A 19,607-nucleotide genomic window follows, 5' to 3' on the forward strand; every position below is an offset into this window, starting at 1 on the left:
GACAGCTCTGAAGGATCCTTCAACCGATCGCTTTGGCTTTAACTGATCGGCATTAATGCCAAGTGCATACCTTTTTTGTTGTCTACCGTTTACGAAAATTGGCTGCTTTCATGTATGAAAAAAGCCAGAGACTGTTGTCTCTGGCTTTGAGTTGTTTCAATATTCTAGCTTAAACAAGCGGCTAATCATGATGTTCGTAAGTTTGCTTTTGTTTCTGCTTTTTCTTCATTTTTAACGTTGAATAAACCGAGAATACAGCTAACACGATAAACGCGAGAGCAATAGGACGCTCATAAAGGAAAGACCAACTGCCATCGTACATCAGCAGTGATTTTCTAAGGTTTGTTTCTGCCATTGGCCCTAAGATGATCGCAAGCAGAATCGGTGAAGAAGGGATATCCAGTTTAGTTAAGATAAAGCCAAGTAGACCGAAACCGATTGCAATACCCACATCAAACATCGAGTTGTTAATTGCGTAAGCGCCGACAATTGAAAGGAAGACAATGATTGGAATCATGATGATCTTCGGTACTTCAATGATTCGACAGAAGAAGCGAATACCCAGTAAACCAATCACTAACATCACAAGGTTAGCGACCAACATTGAGCTGAACACGCCATAAACCACTTCGGGGTTTTGGGCGAATAGCAGTGGGCCTGGTGTGAGTCCTTGTACTATAAGTGCACCAAGAAGAACCGCTGCCACGGCATCTCCAGGAACACCTAGTGTTAATAACGGAACTAGCGAGCCACCCGTTACGCCGTTGTTTCCAGATTCAGCGGCTGCAAGGCCACGAACCGAGCCTTTACCAAACTCTTCTGGGTTCTTAGACGAACGTTTTGCTTCGTTGTAACAAACAAATGCAGATATATCAGCACCAGCACCCGGTACCGAGCCGATAGTTGTTCCCATCAAACCACTTTTTATGGCCGTTGGTAGCATTTCTTTGAGATCACTTTTACTTAATAGTTTGTGGTCAAATTTCGGTGCAACGACTTTCTTTTCAGAGAACAGCTTCTCTAGTTGGTTTAATGCCTCAGATAGAGCGAATAAACCAATTAAGACAGGGATGACATTGATTCCGCTGTAAAGATCCATGATGTCAAAAGTAAATCTTGGCACACTGCTGATTGGGTCGAGTCCAACAGTTGAAACCAATAATCCAATGGTTCCCGCAAGTAACCCTTTAAAAATGTTGTTCGAAGAAACACTCGCAATAATCGTTAAACCAAACAGAGCGAGTGCAAAATATTCTGGCGCATTAAAACGCAGTGCAAAGGTCGCTAATTTAGGCGCAATCGCGATGAGGACGATAGTACTTAACAGCCCGCCAATAAATGATGCAACAGCAGAAATACTTAATGCTCTTGCTGCTTGTCCTCTAACAGCCATAGTGTGACCGTCGAGTACACTTGCTGCAGAAGCCGGTGTTCCTGGGGTTTTAAGTAAAATTGCGGCAATTGAGCCACCGTAAATCCCACCAATGTATACACCAATTAACATCACAAGGGCTGAAGTCGGTTCCATGCCAAAGGTAAATGGAAGGAGAATTGCCACGCCCATTGTCGCTGTAAGTCCGGGTAGTGCGCCTAAAATAACGCCGCCCAGTACGCCAAAAACAAGGACAGGAAGCACTGCAAAGCTAACTGCAGTTGCGAGACCATCGATTAGATATTCAAACATATGACCTCCTAAGACCACGTTGTTTCAGGAAGCGCGATGTAGAACACCTCGCCAAATAGATAGTAAACCGCGAACACAAAGACAACGGCGACAACGTAATAGATTGGCTTCTTCACTTTGAAGTAAACGAGGTAGAACATAAATGCAATCAAACTAGCATAAAGGTAGCCAACTACACTGATGAGTAATGCGTAGCCAATAAGAAAAGCAACGCCGAAAATCGACATCTTGCTTATCATCGCTTCTTGTTGTTCAGAGGCACCTTTTAATTTGTGTTGAACGATGAGAACAATACAGATAGCAATTTGGGCAATCACAATCATCATCGGGAAGAATTTTGCATCGACACTTGCATCTTGGTACATCGGACGATCAAATTGAGTGATCAGCGCGAACGCGATTGCGCTAAGGATAATGATGATAGAAGGGAAAACGACGTTTCGGTTTAAGTAAGAGTGAGAGTTAGACATGGAGTTTACCCCTAAAAAGTAAAGCAAGGGAAAGGTATAAACTAGTAACAGAGGCACAACTGATAAAAGCTGTGCCTCTGAACAAAGGTTATTGAATTAATTGAGTCAATGATTTTGTATCTTCTGCAACAAACTCAGTGAAGGCTTTGTCATCAAGATTGTGAATCGTCATTGCACCTTTCGCCATGAAAGTTTTGAACTCTTCACTTGCCATTGCTTCATCAAATGCAGCCCCCAACTTCTCGATTACTGCATCAGGTGTATCTTTTGGAGCACCAATACCGCGCCATGTACCTGTTACTACATCAATGCCTTGCTCTTTCAAAGTAGGAACATCTGGAATGTACTGAATACGTTCTTCAGACATGACACCTAATGCTTTTAGTTGGCCTGAACGAAGTTGAGCGATAGCTTCACCAGGAGTAACCATAGTGACGTCTGTGTGATGGCCTAGTACAGCAGGAATTGCTTCTGATGCACCGTTGTAAGGGATAGCGTTTAATTTAATGCCTTGATCTTTTTCAAGAGACATTAGGTAGAAGTTTGGCGCAGCGGTTGAAGCGAATTTTACGCTGCCTGGTTTTTCTTTGGCTTCCTTAATCAGGTCGTTAATCGTGTTGTATGGGCTATCTGCTGCAACCAATACGACCGCAGGATCTAAGTTAACTAAACGAATGAGTTTAAAGTCGTCAGCGGTATGACGCATCAAACCCATTTGAGGAAGTGAAGCGATTTCACGTGTTACTACTGTTAATGTGTAACCATCCGCACGCTGCTGAGCACCAAAGCTCATCCCAACTGCGCCTGCGCCACCAGTACGGTTCATGATTGAAATATTTTGCCCAAGAATGTCTTTCGCGCTATTTGCAAGAGTACGACCAACGGCATCGGTGCCGCCGCCCGCGCCAAATGGCACAACTAAGCGAATGTTTTTGCTTGGATAGTCAGCTGCAATTGACGTTGCAGAAACAAGTATACCGGCTGCTAGCATAATGGATTTTAATAGTTTACTCATAATAAGTACCTTCTGTTTCTAATTATTAGCGATATGTTTTTGTAGGGTTTTCTGCTTTTTCTGTTTGGTATTCGTGCATTGCTAACTGTTCAATAGCTACCGCTATCCAGCCACTGATCAGCATGTCATACCATTGTTGTACACCACTGCAGGCAACAACCACGTTTCCGTAAACAAACGAACCATAAAACAGTAAGTCTTCGTCACGTAGTGAAGATGGGTGTTGGGAGTGCAGTGTTAGATTGCTTGTCGATTCTCGCCACGCTTGTTGTGCTTTCTTACGGGCAAGGTGATCAAACTTGATTGTCCAGTTGTCAGGAGCTCCTAACGACTCTTCATATAGAATGGCGTCTTCAAAAGAGGCTTCCCAAGGCTTGAGGTGTGGATTCATAACGACAATATGCAGTTCTTTTCTATTCGTTCTTTCAAACAGCTTGTCGATAGAGGGTTTAACGATATCGATAGCGTCTTGAGTGATATCTTTCATTGATCGCATTCCACATGTCCTTACGTTTGGTAGATGAATATAGAATATTGTATGACAATAATTCTTCAATTAACGATGACTTGGAAGCGGGGAGCGATCACAAGTGAAAGTCTTCTAACTAGACTTCGATCTTGTTTTAACCATATTGTTTCGGAAATAGTGTGATTCTGGTCTTTTTTTGAGCTGGGTGTAAATGGACACAGATCCAGTTTTATTTTGGCTGATTTCCTAGATATAAACTCACCACCATATGCTCGCCGTTCTGTTAATTCATATGGGAGAAAATTTTGGCTTGATAATCGAGCGTCCTATAACACAACGAGTTATATGCGAACATGTCAGCGGCTCACCTGCAAGACGCTAACCACCGTTAAGCTAAACGCGTGTTTCAACTATTATGTGAACCACTTAAACGTCCCGATGAACCATTTATAGGTTCATCAAAACCAGTCAAAAAGGTATACCAAGTGAATGCTTTTTTGTTTTTAGAAAGCGTGTTGCACCATGTGTAGCACGGTTTTGGTTCACTCCCGATTAACTCTTTCTTAAGGCAATTTTTCTTGTATACGCCTAGCGGTCGTTCTCTTTACCATCATAATAAAAATAATATTACGCTCGATATTCGTTTTTAGACACTCTCGACCCCCAAATAATTATGCGTCATCCATGATTTTTCATTTTTGTATATTTTGAATCTACCATCGTTTGAACTGGATATGCCTCTTCTATATTGATTAATTTAAGTAGAATTCTAATGAAATTATCCACTCTCAATAGATAAAAAACGCTGGTTTATTGTGTGATAAATGAGGGTGATTTAGCTCTGATTTGGCTTTTATTATTTTTGAGGATTTTATATTTATATGTGTTTGGTTGTATTTGTTAATAAGTGTGTAAAGTCTCACTTTCTCATAAGTCTTTGATTTTAATGGGTGTGATGTTCTTTGGCCTTGTTTTTTGAGTTTTTACCTCAAACACCAGTAATTGCCTTGATGGATTGGCCATATTCCATCCTATGTCATATATATAATTAACTTAATCAATCAAAATAAGATCGCCATCACTTATTTGGATTATTGTACTACAAATAAAGTTTGAGATTTCCTATAGTCATCGTAACAAAATACAACGGACAAAGGATACACGATGGAACTCAACACGATTATTGTCGGCATTTATTTCCTATTCTTGATTGCGATAGGTTGGATGTTTAGAACATTTACAAGTACCACCAGTGACTACTTCCGCGGGGGCGGTAACATGTTGTGGTGGATGGTTGGTGCAACCGCCTTTATGACCCAGTTTAGTGCATGGACATTCACCGGTGCGGCAGGTAAAGCGTATAACGATGGTTTTGCAGTAGCGGTCATCTTCGTAGCCAACGCATTTGGTTACTTCATGAACTTCGCATATTTTGCTCCAAAGTTCCGTCAACTACGTGTAGTAACGGTAATCGAAGCAATTCGTATGCGTTTCGGTGCGACTAACGAACAAGTGTTCACTTGGTCTTCAATGCCAAACAGTGTTGTTTCTGCCGGTGTATGGTTAAACGCACTAGCAATCATCGCTTCTGGTATCTTCGGTTTCGACATGACAGCAACTATCTGGATTACCGGTTTGGTTGTATTGGCAATGTCTGTAACGGGTGGTTCATGGGCGGTAATTGCATCTGACTTTATGCAGATGGTTATCATCATGGCAGTAACCGTGACATGTGCTGTTGTTGCTGTTGTTCAAGGTGGCGGTGTTGGTGAAATCGTGAATAACTTCCCTGTAGCGGAAGGCGGTTCTTTCCTTTCTGGTAACAACATTAACTACTTAAGCATCTTCAGCATTTGGGCATTCTTCATCTTCGTGAAGCAGTTCTCTATTACTAACAACATGCTTAACTCTTACCGTTACCTAGCGGCTAAAGACTCAAAGAACGCGAAGAAAGCAGCGCTACTAGCGTGTGTGCTAATGCTTTGTGGTGTATTTATCTGGTTCATGCCTTCTTGGTACATTGCAGGTCAAGGTGTCGACCTAGCAGCAGCTTACCCAGAAGCAGGTAAGAAAGCGGGTGACTTTGCCTACCTATACTTCGTACAAGAGTACATGCCAGCAGGTATGGTTGGCCTTCTAGTTGCGGCGATGTTTGCAGCGACAATGTCTTCAATGGATTCTGGTCTAAACCGTAACTCGGGTATCTTTGTTAAGAACTTCTATGAACCAATCGTTCGTAAAGGTACGGCTAGCGAAAAAGAACTAGTAACGGTTTCTAAGATTACTTCTGCCGTGTTTGGTATTGCTATCATCCTTATTGCACAGTTCATCAACTCGCTTAAAGGTTTGAGCCTGTTCGATACCATGATGTATGTAGGCGCACTGATCGGCTTCCCAATGACAATTCCTGCATTCCTTGGCTTCTTTATTAAGAAGACTCCGGACTGGGCTGGTTGGGGTACGCTAGTGGTTGGTGGTTTTGTTTCTTACTACGTGGGTTTCGTTGTTAACGCTGAAATGGTGTCTTCAATCTTCGGTCTAGAAGAGCTAACAAGCCGTGAATGGTCTGATGTTAAGGTTGCTATCGGTCTGATTGCTCACATTACGCTGACAGGTGGTTTCTTCATCCTATCAACTCTGTTCTACAAGCCATTAACTGAGAAGCGTCAAGCAGACGTTGATAAGTTCTTCGGTAACCTGTCTACTCCATTAGTTGCGGAGTCAGCAGAACAGAAAGTACTGGATAACAAACAGCGTGAAATGCTTGGTAAACTGATTGCGGTAGCGGGTGTCGGTATCATGCTAATGGCTCTACTCACTAACCCAATGTGGGGACGTCTAGTCTTCATACTTTGTGGTGTGATTGTTGGTGGTGTTGGTGTGCTATTGGTTAAAGCGGTCGATGACGGCGGCAAGCAAGCGAAAGCAGTAACTGAAAGCTAATACATAGAAAACGATTATAATAGAATGCGACGACTCGAAAGGGCGTCGCATTTTTTTTGCTCTGCGAAACGGAAAAACGGTCAGGTGGAAGATATCTGACCTAAATCACGAAAACTGTACAAAATGGTTCAATCGAACCGAAATAGATTTAATTGTCCTACAATAAGACGTATATTATTGCTAATTCCTTTCAATCAACTTGAAAAATAAGTGAGTTAGAATGAGCGACCAAAAATCTCTTGATGCAATCAGGAAGATGAAGCTGGAGAATGATACTTCAGCAGGTAATCTTGTAGACCTACTCCCTATCGAAGTACAGAAACGTGACTTCGACCTATCATTCCTAGACAACTTGAGCGAAGCACGTCCACGTCTTCTTGTTCAAGCAGATCAGTTAGAAGAATTCAAAGCGAAAGTGAAAGCTGATGAAGCTCACTGCATGTTTGATGATTTCTACAATAACTCGACAGTTAAGTTCCTTGAGACTGCTCCTTTCGAAGAGCCTCAAGCGTACCCAGCTGACACGGTAGGCAAAGCTTCTCTATGGCGTCCTTACTGGCGTCAAATGTACGTTGATTGCCAAATGGCACTAAACGCGACACGTAACCTAGCAATTGCTGGTGTTGTGAAAGAAGACGAAGCGCTAATTGCTAAAGCAAAAGCTTGGACTCTAAAACTGTCTACGTACGATCCAGAAGGCGTGACTTCTCGTGGCTATAACGATGAAGCAGCTTTCCGTGTTATCGCGGCTATGGCTTGGGGTTACGACTGGCTACACGGTTACTTTACAGATGAAGAACGTCAGCAAGTTCAAGATGCTTTGATTGAGCGTCTAGACGAAATCATGCACCACCTGAAAGTGACGGTTGATCTATTGAACAACCCACTGAACAGCCACGGTGTTCGTTCTATCTCTTCTGCTATCATCCCAACGTGTATCGCGCTTTACCACGATCACCCGAAAGCAGGCGAGTACATTGCATACGCTCTAGAATACTACGCAGTACACTACCCACCATGGGGCGGTGTAGACGGCGGTTGGGCTGAAGGTCCGGACTACTGGAACACGCAAACTGCATTCCTAGGCGAAGCATTCGACCTATTGAAAGCATACTGTGGCGTAGACATGTTCAACAAAACATTCTACGAAAACACAGGTGATTTCCCGCTTTACTGCATGCCTGTTCACTCTAAGCGCGCGAGCTTCTGTGACCAGTCTTCAATCGGTGATTTCCCAGGTCTAAAACTGGCTTACAACATCAAGCATTACGCAGGTGTTAACCAGAAGCCTGAGTATGTTTGGTACTACAACCAACTGAAAGGCCGTGATACTGAAGCACACACCAAATTCTACAACTTCGGTTGGTGGGACTTCGGTTACGATGATCTTCGCTTTAACTTCCTTTGGGATGCACCTGAAGAGAAAGCACCATCGAATGACCCACTGTTGAAAGTATTCCCAATCACGGGTTGGGCTGCATTCCACAACAAGATGACTGAGCGTGATAACCATATTCACATGGTATTCAAATGTTCTCCGTTTGGCTCAATCAGCCACTCTCACGGTGACCAAAACGCATTCACGTTGCATGCATTCGGTGAAACGCTAGCGTCAATCACTGGCTATTACGGTGGTTTCGGTGTTGATATGCACACTAAATGGCGTCGTCAAACGTTCTCTAAGAACCTTCCACTATTTGGCGGTAAAGGTCAGTACGGCGAGAACAAGAACACGGGCTACGAAAACCACCAAGATCGCTTCTGTATCGAAGCGGGCGGCAACATCTCTGATTTCGACACTGAATCTGATGTGAAGATGGTTGAGGGTGATGCAACGGCATCTTACAAGTACTTCGTTCCTGAAATTGAATCTTACAAGCGTAAGGTCTGGTTTGTTCAAGGTAAAGTATTCGTAATGCAAGACAAGGCAACGCTTTCTGAAGAGAAAGACATGACTTGGCTAATGCACACAACTTTCGCAAACGACGTGGCAGACAAGTCTTTCACTATCCGTGGCGAAGTTGCGCACCTAGACGTAAACTTCATCAACGAGTCTGCTGATAACATCACGTCAGTTAAGAACGTTGAAGGTTTTGGCGAAGTTGACCCATACGAGTTCAAAGATCTTGAAATCCACCGTCACGTTGAAGTGGAATTCAAGCCATCAAAAGAGCACAACATCCTTACGCTTCTTGTTCCTAATAAGAACGAAGGCGAGCAAGTTGAAGTGTCTCACAAGCTTGAAGGCAACACGCTAATGCTAAATGTTGACGGTGAAACGGTTTCAATCGAACTGTAACTCGCTGAAGCAACAGAAGCTAGATACTAAAAACTCCGAGTGAAAGCTCGGAGTTTTTTTGTTTGGCTAGTTAGTAAGTTGGATAAGTCAGTTAAGTTGTATTAGTTGGCAACCCCATCAGTTTGAAAGAAAACTAAATGGCCAAGAGATCAATCGCTTCTCGATGCAAAGCCAATAGCTCGATGGCTGAACCTGGAAGCTGATACATACAAACGTCAGGCGTGTACTTAGCCACGATGCTCAATGAAAGGTGCAGGAGTCGTATGCGAGACCCGCATTTATCGCTCTGTTAAAAGAATAGGGCGCCAACCCCTTTTTCGTAAAAACTGATATGACTTACTTCTGAGTGAACGGTCTAATCACTGGCTGAGTAGGGGAGTCGTGAACTATACATAGGTAATGGCGTAGCTTGTGCTTACTAATCGTATGACATTTAACGTATGTTATTTCATCAATAGACGGTTTTTAAACTGGCAAATAGTTCCTGTAAGTACAAAGCGTGACCCATATTTTCTCGTAAAGTGAACCCCCGTCACAACTTACGTCTAACCATTAAATCAATGCCCTAAAACTATTGCGTAACGAGAAAGACGTAGTTATTATAATGAGCATATAATCATACAATACTATATTTGGAGTTTGAACATGACTAAACCTGTAATCGGTTTCATTGGCCTAGGTCTTATGGGCGGCAACATGGTTGAAAACCTGCAAAAGCGCGGCTACCACGTAAACGTAATGGATCTAAGCGCTGAAGCTGTTGCTCGCGTTACAGATCGCGGCAACGCAACTGCATTCACTTCTGCTAAAGAACTAGCTGCTGCAAGTGACATCGTTCAGTTTTGTCTTACAACTTCTGCTGTTGTTGAAAAAATCGTTTACGGCGAAGACGGCGTTCTAGCGGGCATCAAAGAAGGCGCAGTATTAGTAGACTTCGGTACTTCTATCCCTGCTTCTACTAAGCAAATCGGCGCAGCTCTTGCTGAAAAAGGCGCGGGCATGATCGACGCACCTCTAGGTCGTACTCCTGCACACGCTAAAGATGGTCTTCTGAACATCATGGCTGCTGGCGACATGGAAACTTTCAACAAAGTTAAACCTGTTCTTGAAGAGCAAGGCGAAAACGTATTCCACCTAGGCGCTCTAGGTTCTGGTCACGTGACTAAGCTTGTAAACAACTTCATGGGTATGACGACTGTTGCGACTATGTCTCAAGCTTTCGCTGTTGCTCAACGCGCTGGTGTTGATGGCCAACAACTGTTTGACATCATGTCTGCAGGTCCATCTAACTCACCATTCATGCAATTCTGTAAGTTCTACGCAGTAGACGGCGAAGAGAAGCTAGGTTTCTCTGTTGCTAACGCTAACAAAGATCTTGGTTACTTCCTTGCTCTTTGTGAAGAGCTAGGTACTGAGTCTCTAATTGCTCAAGGTACTGCAACTAGCCTACAAGCTGCTGTTGACGCAGGAATGGGTAACAACGACGTACCAGTAATCTTCGACTACTTCGCTAAACTAGAGAAGTAATCGACGTACGACCTCGCTAGGGTATTGCCTGTCTTTTTAGGCGGCGATACCTCAGCGAGGTTCGTTTTTATCTGCCATACCCAACCCTTTGTTCCCTCGTTAAACTCTTCTACTTCTACTTCTACTTCTACTTCCTCAGCTACACCTACTCAAAACTCTGTTCAACTTTGTTACTGCCTCAATTCCTATTTTTGTTTCTATATCTATATCTATATCTATTTGTAAATTCAAAGCCTTCTAGCACCAACTCACTCACTTTTCCTCGCAAGCTTAAACCAGTGCACTTAACTGATTGTTGGCGATGGCTTAACACCGCTCGTATATCGGGTCTGAAAAGAAAGTAAAAAAAACCCACACAGCTGGTGACTGTATGGGCATGTTCGGACGAGCCGTCTGGAAAAACAAATGATCAATAGAAAGTGAAAAAACGAATAACGAGATCCCCCGACAGTTTCTACGTTAAACGAGTTCAATGACCTTAAAGCGGCTGCTTCAATTATCACTTTGAACTGAACAAAAGCATCCAGAAAGAACTTAAGTTATGATTCAAATACACCATAACTTAAGGCTTATTGTATTACAAATAAATTTTAAGATTGAATGCCTTTAGTGAATGGTTAGTTGGTAGAAGTGTGAGTTAAGACTCATTTTTGCATACTATTAGGTAGCGTGGGACAGTAAAATCTGGTGATGATAATTATCGACAGAAATATGACTTTTCACTATGAAATTGGACGTTTTACAAATTTATAGTGATTTTATTCAATGAGATGAAAGTCAAAACGCATAAATGATAACTATGTCACAGGGCTATTTTAGCCAGTTTTAATATGTCAAGATTGCTCACAGAAAGTGCAGTAAATTAAACATACAATATTAATTAAATTGATGGTTGTGACGATGGAACGGCATGAACAAGTTTTGCTTCCCGTATCTTCGAATATCTAAAAAATGACCATTTCATTCGGATAAAAATAATAGACATAGGTTGATATGGATTATGAGTTTTATGAATTCAAAATTGTCTCTAGGGTTTAAAGGAAAATTGATTTTAATGGTGGCGATCGTCAGTTCCAGTGCCTTGGCATTTACGAACTGGTTCACGCTTAACTTGGCGACTGATCAAGTAAACCAAACGATTTATAACGAGATTGATCACTCGTTAACGATAGAAATTAATCAAATAGAAAATACCGTTCAGCGCACCATCGATACCGTTAACTCTGTTGCACAAGAGTTCATGAAATCCCCATACCAAGTACCGAATGAAGCGCTGATGCATTTTGCCGCTAAGCTCGGTGGTATTGACAAGATTGTAGTGGGTTTTGATGATGGTCGTTCTTACACTTCTCGTCCTTCAGAGTCTTTCCCAAACGGTGTTGGAATCAAAGAAAAATACAACCCAACGACTCGTCCTTGGTATCAACAAGCGAAATTGAAATCAGGTTTATCTTTTAGTGATCTGTTTTTCACCAAGAGTACTCAAGTACCTATGATTGGTGTGACTTACACCTATCAAGATCGCGTCATCATGGCAGACATTCGATTTGATGATTTGGAAACTCAGCTTAAACAGCTGGAAAGTATCTACGAAGCCAAAGGCATTATTATCGACGAGAAAGGGATGGTGGTCGCTTCAACAGTCGAAAACGTACTTCCGCAAAGCAATATATCTTCTGCAGATACTCAGATGAGACTCAATAGTGCCATTGAACAGCCTGACCAATTCATTGAGGGTGTGATTGATGGCAACCAGAGAATTTTGATGGCCAAGAAAGTGGATATTGGCAGCCAGAAAGAATGGTACATGATATCTAGTATCGATCCTGAACTCGCGCTCAATCAGTTGAATGGCGTGATGTCGAGTGCGCGTATCCTTATCGTGGCATGTGTGCTTGGCTCGGTGATATTGATGATTTTACTGCTGAATCGCTTCTACCGCCCAATCGTGTCACTGAGAAAAATCGTCCACGATCTATCTCAAGGTAACGGAGACCTGACTCAAAGGCTTGTTGAGAAGGGGAATGATGACTTAGGGCATATCGCCAAAGACATCAACTTGTTCATCATTGGTCTGCAAGAGATGGTTAAGGACGTCAAATTTAAGAACTCGGATCTCGATACTAAGGTACTGAGTATTCGTGAAGGTTGTAAAGAAACCAGCGATGTACTGAAAGTTCACACTGATGAAACGGTTCAAGTGGTCTCTGCAATTAACGGCTTATCTGAAGCATCAAACGAAGTCGAGAAGAGTTCTCAGTCGGCGGCAGAAGCAGCAAGAGAGGCCGCTGTGTTCAGTGATGAGACGAAACAAATTAACACCGTGACGGAAACCTATATCAGTGATCTTGAGAAGCAAGTCTGCACCACCTCTGATGATATTCGCTCAATGGCGAATGAAACGCAGAGCATCCAGTCTATCGTGTCTGTGATTGGAGGAATTGCGGAACAAACTAATTTGCTGGCATTGAATGCGTCAATTGAAGCGGCGAGAGCGGGTGAGCATGGCCGAGGTTTCGCGGTGGTTGCTGATGAAGTCCGTGCGTTAGCCAACCGAACTCAAATCAGTACTTCTGAAATTGATGAAGCGCTGTCTGGCTTGCAGTCTAAATCAGATGGTTTGGTTAAATCGATTGAGTTGACCAAAAGTAACTGTGAAATGACGCGTGCCCAAGTGGTTCAAGCGGTAAATATGTTGGCCAAGCTAACGGAACAGATGGAAACGGTAAGTCGTTTTAATAACGATATTTCGGGTTCGTCTGTTGAGCAGAACGCCCTTATTCAGAGCATTGCTAAGAACATGCATAAGATTGAAAGCTTTGTTGAGGAGCTTAATAAGCTAAGCCAAGATCAGTTGATTGAATCAGCAGAAATCAAAACACTTAACGGCAGCGTTAGTGACTTGATGAGCAGCTTTAAGGTTTAACTTTTCTAATATTTATATTTAAAAATCAACATACTAAGTTTAGTTGTTGATCTGAGAGCCACTCAATAGCTTGCGAGTTTAGAGTGGCCTTTCTGCGTTTTTCTTGAGTCTAACTCTACGCAATACTCATTCATCCCACTTCATTTGCCGCATCTCACATTCTGATAAATATATAATTGACATAAAATAGTACAAATATACATTGTCACTCTATTCTTATGGATAAGTGAGATAAATGTGAATAAGCCAATCTTCGTCGTAGTACTCGCTTCGCTTACGTATGGCTGCGGTGGAAGCAGCTCCAGTGACAGCAGTGATCCTTCCGATACCAATAACCCAGGAATGCCCGCTGGTGTTGTTGCTCCCTATGATATTACCAAGTATCAAAACATCCTTTCCAGCTCAGATCTTCAGGTCTCTGATCCTAATGGAGAGGAGGGCAATAAAACCTCTGAAGTCAAAGATGGTAACTTCGATGGTTATGTCAGTGATTATTTTTATGCTGATGAAGAGACGGAAAATCTTATCTTCAAAATGACGAACTACAAGATGCGCTCTGAAGTTCGTGAGGGAGAAAACTTCGATATCAACGAAGCGGGCGTAAGGCGAAGCCTGTATGCCGAGATCAGCTTGCCTGATATTGAGCATGCCATGGCGAGTTCTCCCGCTGATCATGATGAAGTGACGTTGCTGCAGATACACAATAAGGGGACTGATGAGAGTGGTACGGGTTATATCCCTCATCCGCTATTGCGTGTGGTTTGGGAGCAAGAACGAGATGGCCTCACAGGTCACTACTGGGCAGTCATGAAAAACAATGCCATTGATTGTAGCAGCGCTGCTGACTCTTCGGATTGTTATGCCACGTCATACAATCGCTACGATTTAGGTGAGGCGGAATTGGACAGTTTTACCAAATTTGATCTTTCTGTTTATGAGAACACACTGTCGCTCAAAGTGAATGATGAAGTAAAAGTGAATCAAGACATCGCTTACTGGCAGCATTTATTGAGCTACTTCAAAGCGGGTATCTATAACCAATTTGAGAATGGTGAAGCGATTGCTTACTATCAGGCGTTGAGATACACCACGACTCAAATCGATGGATCAAACGATTGGGACATTAATGATTGGAAGCTGACTATTCCACCGAGTAAGAATGATTGGTATGGAAGCGGTGGTGACAGTGCTGCTGAGTTAGAACCAGAACGTTGTGAATCGAGTAAAGATCTTCTTTCAAATGACAGCGATGTGTACGACAGTGATATTGATCTTTCTTACTTCAATACTGATGAAGGAAGAATGCACTTTAGAGCGGATATGGGATACGGCACCTCTACCCAAAACTCTAGCTATATTCGCTCTGAGCTCAGGGAGTTGTATCAAAGCAGTGTTCAACCGGATTGTAGCACCAGCGATGAAGATACAAGTTGGTATTTGGACGACACTAGAACGAACGCTACCAGTCACGAGTTAACCGCAAGCTTGCGAATTGAAGATTACCCGAACATCAACAATCAAGATCCAAAAGTGGTACTTGGACAAATCCATGGTTGGAAGATCAATCAAGCACTGGTGAAACTGTTATGGGAAGGCGAGAGTAAGCCAGTAAGAGTGATACTGAACTCTGATTTTGAGCGCAACAACCAAGACTGTAATCATTGTGACCCGTTCAGTGTCGAGTTAGGGACTTATTCGGCAAGTGAAGAGTGGCGATATACGATTCGTGCCAATCAAGACGGTATCTACTTGGCGACTCATGATTTAGATGGAACCAACACCGTTTCTCATTTAATCCCTTGGGGACAAGATTACACAGATAAAGATGGGGACACGGTTTCTTTAACTCAAGATTGGGCCTCTAACGACATCGCTTTCTACTTCAAAGCGGGTATCTACCCACAATTTAAGCCAGACAGCGAGTACGCCGGTGAGATATTTGATGTGAGTTTTAGCTCTGTGAGAGCGGCCCATTATTAAGCTCGCGCTGCTTTAACACTCGCGCTGGTTTAACAAATAAAAACCGTAATTAAAAGACCACATCAGTTGTTAACAATGTGGTCTTTTTTTGTGCTCAAATGTAATGGGCTAGGTGACTTTAATTTAAATAACGAGATCAACTTCCCGGTGAATAGCCACCAAAAATTATCGTCGCTTAGACGAGATGCTGATCCAAAATTTATCTACTCTCTATTTTATCAATAAGAAATGTGATCCAGTTAATATATGGATAAAGCAGAAAGTGTCCCCAGTCTCATTTATTCAATGAAACGTTTTATTTGTATTATAAGATTACGTAAGATTTTTATGTTCTCGCAAACATCCAAATATAAATCACTTAATAACAGGAGTTCGCGGACTTTGATTTCACTTACAAGCGCTGCCTTTGTAATATAATAATGGGTTTAATATGAAACAAACGATTCTAAAAAGCTTACTTGCCTCTTCTGTCCTACTAGCGGTGGGTTGTACAAGCACAACACCAACGGTTGAGTTTCCGAACAACAAAGAAACGGGTGAAGCTCTACTGATGCCAGTTGCAGCTACTGCAAGCAGCCACGATGGTAACGGCCCAGATTTTCTTCTTGACCAAGATCTTACAACGCGTTGGTCTTCAGCGGGTGACGGCGAGTGGGCAATGCTAGACTACGGCTCTGTACAAGAGTTTGACGCAGTTCAGGCCGCTTTCAGTAAAGGTAATGAGCGTCAGTCTAAATTTGATATTCAAGTAAGTGTCGATGGTGAAACCTGGACAACCGTACTTGAAAACCAACTGAGCTCAGGTAAAGCGATCGGCCTAGAGCGTTTCCAATTCGAGCCAGCAGTACAAGCGCGCTACGTGAGATACGTGGGTCACGGTAACACTAAAAACGGTTGGAACAGCTTGACTGAGTTGGCGGCGGTTAACTGTAATGTTAACGCTTGTCCAACAAGCCATATCATCACGCCAGCAGTGGTTGCCGCTGAGCAAACAATGATCGCTGAAATGAAAGCAGCAGAAAAAGCCGCTAAAGAAGCGCGCAAAGATTTGCGTACCGGTAACTTTGGTGCACCAGCGGTTTACCCTTGTGATACAACCGTAGAGTGCCAAACACGTACTGCGATGCCAGCACCGACTAACCTACCTGAAACACCGCTTGCAGGTAATGCACCAAGCGAAAACTTTGACTTGACTCACTGGTACCTATCTCAACCATTCGATCATGACAAAAATGGCAAGCCAGATGACGTTTCTGAGTGGAACCTTGCAAACGGTTACCAGCACCCAGAGATCTTCTACACTGCTGATGATGGCGGCATGGTATTCAAATCTTACGTAAAAGGTGTGCGTACGTCTGCAAACACTAAGTATGCTCGTACTGAGCTACGTGAAATGATGCGTCGTGGTGACCAGTCGATCAAAACCCAAGGTGTTAACAAGAACAACTGGGTATTCTCAACGGCACCAGAAGCTGACCTAAAAGCGGCGGCTGGCATTGATGGCGTAATGGAAGCAACATTGAAGATTGACCATGCAACCACAACGGGTAACGCGAATGAAGTAGGTCGCTTTATCATTGGTCAAATTCACGACAAAGACGATGAGCCAATTCGTTTGTACTACCGTAAATTGCCAAACCAAGCGACTGGTGCGGTTTACTTTGCACACGAAGGTCAAAACGGTACTAAAGAGAACTTCTACCCACTTGTTGGTGGCATGACAGCAGAAGTGGGTGAGGATGGTATCGCACTTGGTGAGGTATTCAGCTACCGCATCGAAGTGAAAGGCCACGATCTGATCGTAACGCTAATGCGTGAAGGTCATGACGACGTACAACAAGTGGTTGATATGAGTAACAGCGGTTACGATGTTGGCGGCAAGTACATGTACTTCAAAGCAGGTGTTTACAACCAAAACATCAGCGGCGACCTAGACGATTACTCACAAGCGACTTTCTACCAGCTAGATGTATCGCACGATCAATACCAAAAGTAATCTAACCGAATAACACTTAATATTAAAGCTATCGCAATAGCCTCCAGCCTTAGGGTTTGGAGGCTTTTTTGTGCCTGCTGTTGGTTGGGCTTAAGCGTATGATTTAATTGAGTAGGAGAGGGGTAGTTATCAGTTGCACAGAGTTTAAGACATTATCATTAAGCTCATTCAGTATTAACTTTAGTCATTATCAGTCACTATTACCCCCCAAGCGCCGATCACAATTAACCTAGCTCATGATTAATCTCAGTTACCAATAGGCTAGCCTGTCGCGGATTCAAACCCAAATAATGTCGTGATGTTTATCGGAATCACCATAGCTCGAAAACTTTGACCTTGTTCTCAAGGCTTTGCCAATGCACGAACGTATTATGTGCGTGGTTTACTAATAAGCGTTAGCTCGGCTGACTACCCATACTGTTCTTGAAACCGTCACTCTTGGGTTGTTTAGTGAGGCTCCTAGCAACAGCCATAAATAGTGCTCTAACTCTTTCATAATTAGAAGGGTAGGGTTAGCCATTCTATTGGTTCCAATGCTTTATGAAATACTAGGCGGGCTCAAGTCGATGATCAAACGACTCTAACAGCTCAAGGTTATGCGCTTTAGCGTTAGTTACTTGCAGGCCGTAAATGCCCTGATTGTAGTTGTACGGTGACGCTGAATAATAATTTGTAGGATTAGTATAGAACTGAGAGACTTTGTCTATCTATGATCGATACAGGCTTTGAGAGGGCTAGATCAGTAGAAAGACAGAATGACAATTAGCACTAGAGTTATTTTGGTTTTTAATTAGAGTTAATAAAATAGATATTTGGTTTGTTAAATTTAATCGTGTCATAAGCTCTGTGTTTTAAAAATAAAAAAAGCCATAGCAGTTGCTATGGCTTTGAATAAGTCAGGTTCTAAGGTAAGCAAACAGCAAGTCAACTTGTCTGTTTTGATATTCTTAGTCTTAGTTCAAGATATTTTCTTTACCTGCCGCAGTGTTCACTGCAGATGGTTGTGCGTAGATGGCTGTATTTCTTATATCATTACCGTTGTCAGCTGAAAGTAGGGTTTTGTAACCATTGAACGTATTGCTTTCGATAGTGACATTACAACCAAGGTTATCATCACTATTCTTTATGACGGCACTGCTAGAATCACCAACTTTAATTCCGCCCACATCACTACCACCAGAGTTAATAGTGAATGTATTATTTGTGATTTGTGAACCAAATCGCCCGTTGTCACTACTACAGTTAATACGAATTGCATTATTTTGGAAACTGCCACTTAAACCGACAAATTCGCTATTGTCTAATGTAAAGTAACCTCGAGAGAATAACCAACTTGCTTTTTTAGTACCTAGATCATCTTCGGTAATGCCGTTTGCATCGAACTTTAGGTTTTCAAGTGCTACAGGATCTGAATCTTTACCAATTTTACCAATAACGATCGCACCAGTTTCATTATCTGAAGTACCAGCTGACTCCCTACCAAAACACCCGGCCAAATTGTCGTTAGCAAAAGTCATGTTTTTGATACCTGCACCGGGTGCAGTGACATCAATACAAGCATCTCCGGTAATGGTTGCTAAACCAGCACCATCAATTGTGACAGCTTTATTTAGCTCAATAACACCGGTATCAAACGTACCTTCAGATGATAAATCAATAGTCGCGCCATCTTCTGCTGATGCAATCGCAGCGTTCACATCATCGACTGATTTAGGTTTTCCATCATCGGCATTTTCTAATGCAGTTATAACAGATTCATCTGTAATCTCTGTTGCTGAGTAAGCTGTTTCTACGTCATCTTTTTCACAGGTCATATCTAGCTGTTGTTCAGTCACTGTGTAAGTACAGTCCTTACCTTCAAAGGAAACAACACCTTCTTCTTCAGCAGTATATATTGAACTCTCAAAAGTGAAGCCATTAGCTACGTCTCCACTGTAAATGCTTAGAGTACGAGTACCTTCCTCACTATTATCAAAGCGATATGGTGAAGTTCCGCTGAGTGACTGTGCAGCAACAGCACCACCTGTCAGATCCCAATAGACGTTTTCTATAGAGTAAACTTCAACAGGTTCAACAGGTTCAACAGGTTCAACAGGTTCAACAGGGTCTGTTCCGCCTGGATCTGTTGGAATAGGTAAACCATCACTGTTACAACCAAATAATAAACCTGTCGAAAGAGCGACAGCTGTAGCGACTTTAGAAATTTGCATAAAATATTCTCTTTATGATATTAAATCCATATGTAAATCACATAAGAAATAGATAATGAATAGTCGTTAAATATTTATTAGGATGAAG

General features: G+C 42.5%; 11 protein-coding genes. 6 read left to right on the plus strand and 5 right to left on the minus strand.

Translation table 11 applies throughout. The features are described from left to right. Positions 1-181: 181 nt before the first annotated feature. The 4 genes from AB6D06_RS19820 to AB6D06_RS19835 form a co-directional block, all read right to left on the minus strand. Positions 182-1,684: a tripartite tricarboxylate transporter permease gene (locus AB6D06_RS19820; RefSeq protein ID WP_010438351.1), complete on the minus strand. Its 1,503-nt coding sequence runs from the start codon at positions 1,682-1,684 to the stop codon at positions 182-184. 8 nt (positions 1,685-1,692) lie between these two features. Next, entirely contained in the window at positions 1,693-2,154 is a 462-nt protein-coding gene (locus AB6D06_RS19825) for a tripartite tricarboxylate transporter TctB family protein (RefSeq protein ID WP_372111528.1), read from the minus strand. An 88-nt stretch (positions 2,155-2,242) separates the two neighbouring features. Then, positions 2,243-3,169 carry a tripartite tricarboxylate transporter substrate binding protein gene (locus tag AB6D06_RS19830; protein WP_010438355.1) on the minus strand — a complete coding sequence of 309 codons (927 nt, stop codon included), beginning with the start codon at positions 3,167-3,169 and terminating at the stop codon, positions 2,243-2,245. 25 nt (positions 3,170-3,194) lie between these two features. Then, on the minus strand, positions 3,195-3,665 hold the full coding sequence (locus AB6D06_RS19835) for a hypothetical protein (RefSeq protein WP_016785024.1): 471 nt from the start codon (positions 3,663-3,665) through the stop codon (positions 3,195-3,197). A 1,137-nt stretch (positions 3,666-4,802) separates the two neighbouring features. Between AB6D06_RS19835 and AB6D06_RS19840 the strand changes: the two genes are divergently transcribed. The 6 genes from AB6D06_RS19840 (at position 4,803) to AB6D06_RS19865 (ending at position 17,309) form a co-directional block, all read left to right on the plus strand. Continuing rightward, positions 4,803-6,581, plus strand: coding sequence for a sodium:solute symporter family transporter (locus tag AB6D06_RS19840; protein ID WP_017061477.1), 1,779 nt, complete (start codon positions 4,803-4,805; stop codon positions 6,579-6,581). 220 nt (positions 6,582-6,801) lie between these two features. After that, positions 6,802-8,880, plus strand: coding sequence for a DUF4962 domain-containing protein (locus AB6D06_RS19845; protein WP_017061476.1), 2,079 nt, complete (start codon positions 6,802-6,804; stop codon positions 8,878-8,880). Between the two features lie 645 nt (positions 8,881-9,525). After that, a complete protein-coding gene (locus tag AB6D06_RS19850) occupies positions 9,526-10,407 on the plus strand; it encodes an NAD(P)-dependent oxidoreductase (RefSeq protein WP_048607064.1) in 882 nt (293 codons plus the stop codon). A gap of 1,054 nt (positions 10,408-11,461) precedes the next feature. Further along, on the plus strand, positions 11,462-13,333 hold the full coding sequence (locus tag AB6D06_RS19855) for a methyl-accepting chemotaxis protein (protein WP_372111557.1): 1,872 nt from the start codon (positions 11,462-11,464) through the stop codon (positions 13,331-13,333). 237 nt (positions 13,334-13,570) lie between these two features. Then, positions 13,571-15,313, plus strand: a complete 1,743-nt coding sequence (locus AB6D06_RS19860) for a polysaccharide lyase family 7 protein (RefSeq protein ID WP_372098155.1) — start codon at positions 13,571-13,573, stop codon at positions 15,311-15,313. A 430-nt stretch (positions 15,314-15,743) separates the two neighbouring features. Then, positions 15,744-17,309, plus strand: a complete 1,566-nt coding sequence (locus tag AB6D06_RS19865) for a polysaccharide lyase family 7 protein (protein WP_102428436.1) — start codon at positions 15,744-15,746, stop codon at positions 17,307-17,309. 953 nt (positions 17,310-18,262) lie between these two features. Here AB6D06_RS19865 and AB6D06_RS19870 read toward each other — a convergent pair. Continuing rightward, positions 18,263-19,519, minus strand: coding sequence for a hypothetical protein (locus tag AB6D06_RS19870; protein WP_372111533.1), 1,257 nt, complete (start codon positions 19,517-19,519; stop codon positions 18,263-18,265). Positions 19,520-19,607: the final 88 nt, after the last annotated feature.

This window comes from Vibrio sp. 10N.239.311.G01 (genome assembly GCF_041465805.1).
GTDB classification, from domain to species: Bacteria; Pseudomonadota; Gammaproteobacteria; order Enterobacterales; family Vibrionaceae; genus Vibrio; species Vibrio crassostreae_C.

Bases quoted from the DNA above. Each gene is read 5' to 3' on its own strand.
- AB6D06_RS19820 (WP_010438351.1), bottom strand. From the start codon at position 1,684: ATGTTTGAATATCTAATCGATGGTCTCGCAACTGCAGTTAGCTTTGCA.
- AB6D06_RS19825 (WP_372111528.1), bottom strand. From the start codon at position 2,154: ATGTCTAACTCTCACTCTTACTTAAACCGAAACGTCGTTTTCCCTTCT.
- AB6D06_RS19830 (WP_010438355.1), bottom strand. From the start codon at position 3,169: ATGAGTAAACTATTAAAATCCATTATGCTAGCAGCCGGTATACTTGTT.
- AB6D06_RS19835 (WP_016785024.1), bottom strand. From the start codon at position 3,665: ATGCGATCAATGAAAGATATCACTCAAGACGCTATCGATATCGTTAAA.
- AB6D06_RS19840 (WP_017061477.1), top strand. From the start codon at position 4,803: ATGGAACTCAACACGATTATTGTCGGCATTTATTTCCTATTCTTGATT.
- AB6D06_RS19845 (WP_017061476.1), top strand. From the start codon at position 6,802: ATGAGCGACCAAAAATCTCTTGATGCAATCAGGAAGATGAAGCTGGAG.
- AB6D06_RS19850 (WP_048607064.1), top strand. From the start codon at position 9,526: ATGACTAAACCTGTAATCGGTTTCATTGGCCTAGGTCTTATGGGCGGC.
- AB6D06_RS19855 (WP_372111557.1), top strand. From the start codon at position 11,462: ATGGTGGCGATCGTCAGTTCCAGTGCCTTGGCATTTACGAACTGGTTC.
- AB6D06_RS19865 (WP_102428436.1), top strand. From the start codon at position 15,744: ATGAAACAAACGATTCTAAAAAGCTTACTTGCCTCTTCTGTCCTACTA.
- AB6D06_RS19870 (WP_372111533.1), bottom strand. From the start codon at position 19,519: ATGCAAATTTCTAAAGTCGCTACAGCTGTCGCTCTTTCGACAGGTTTA.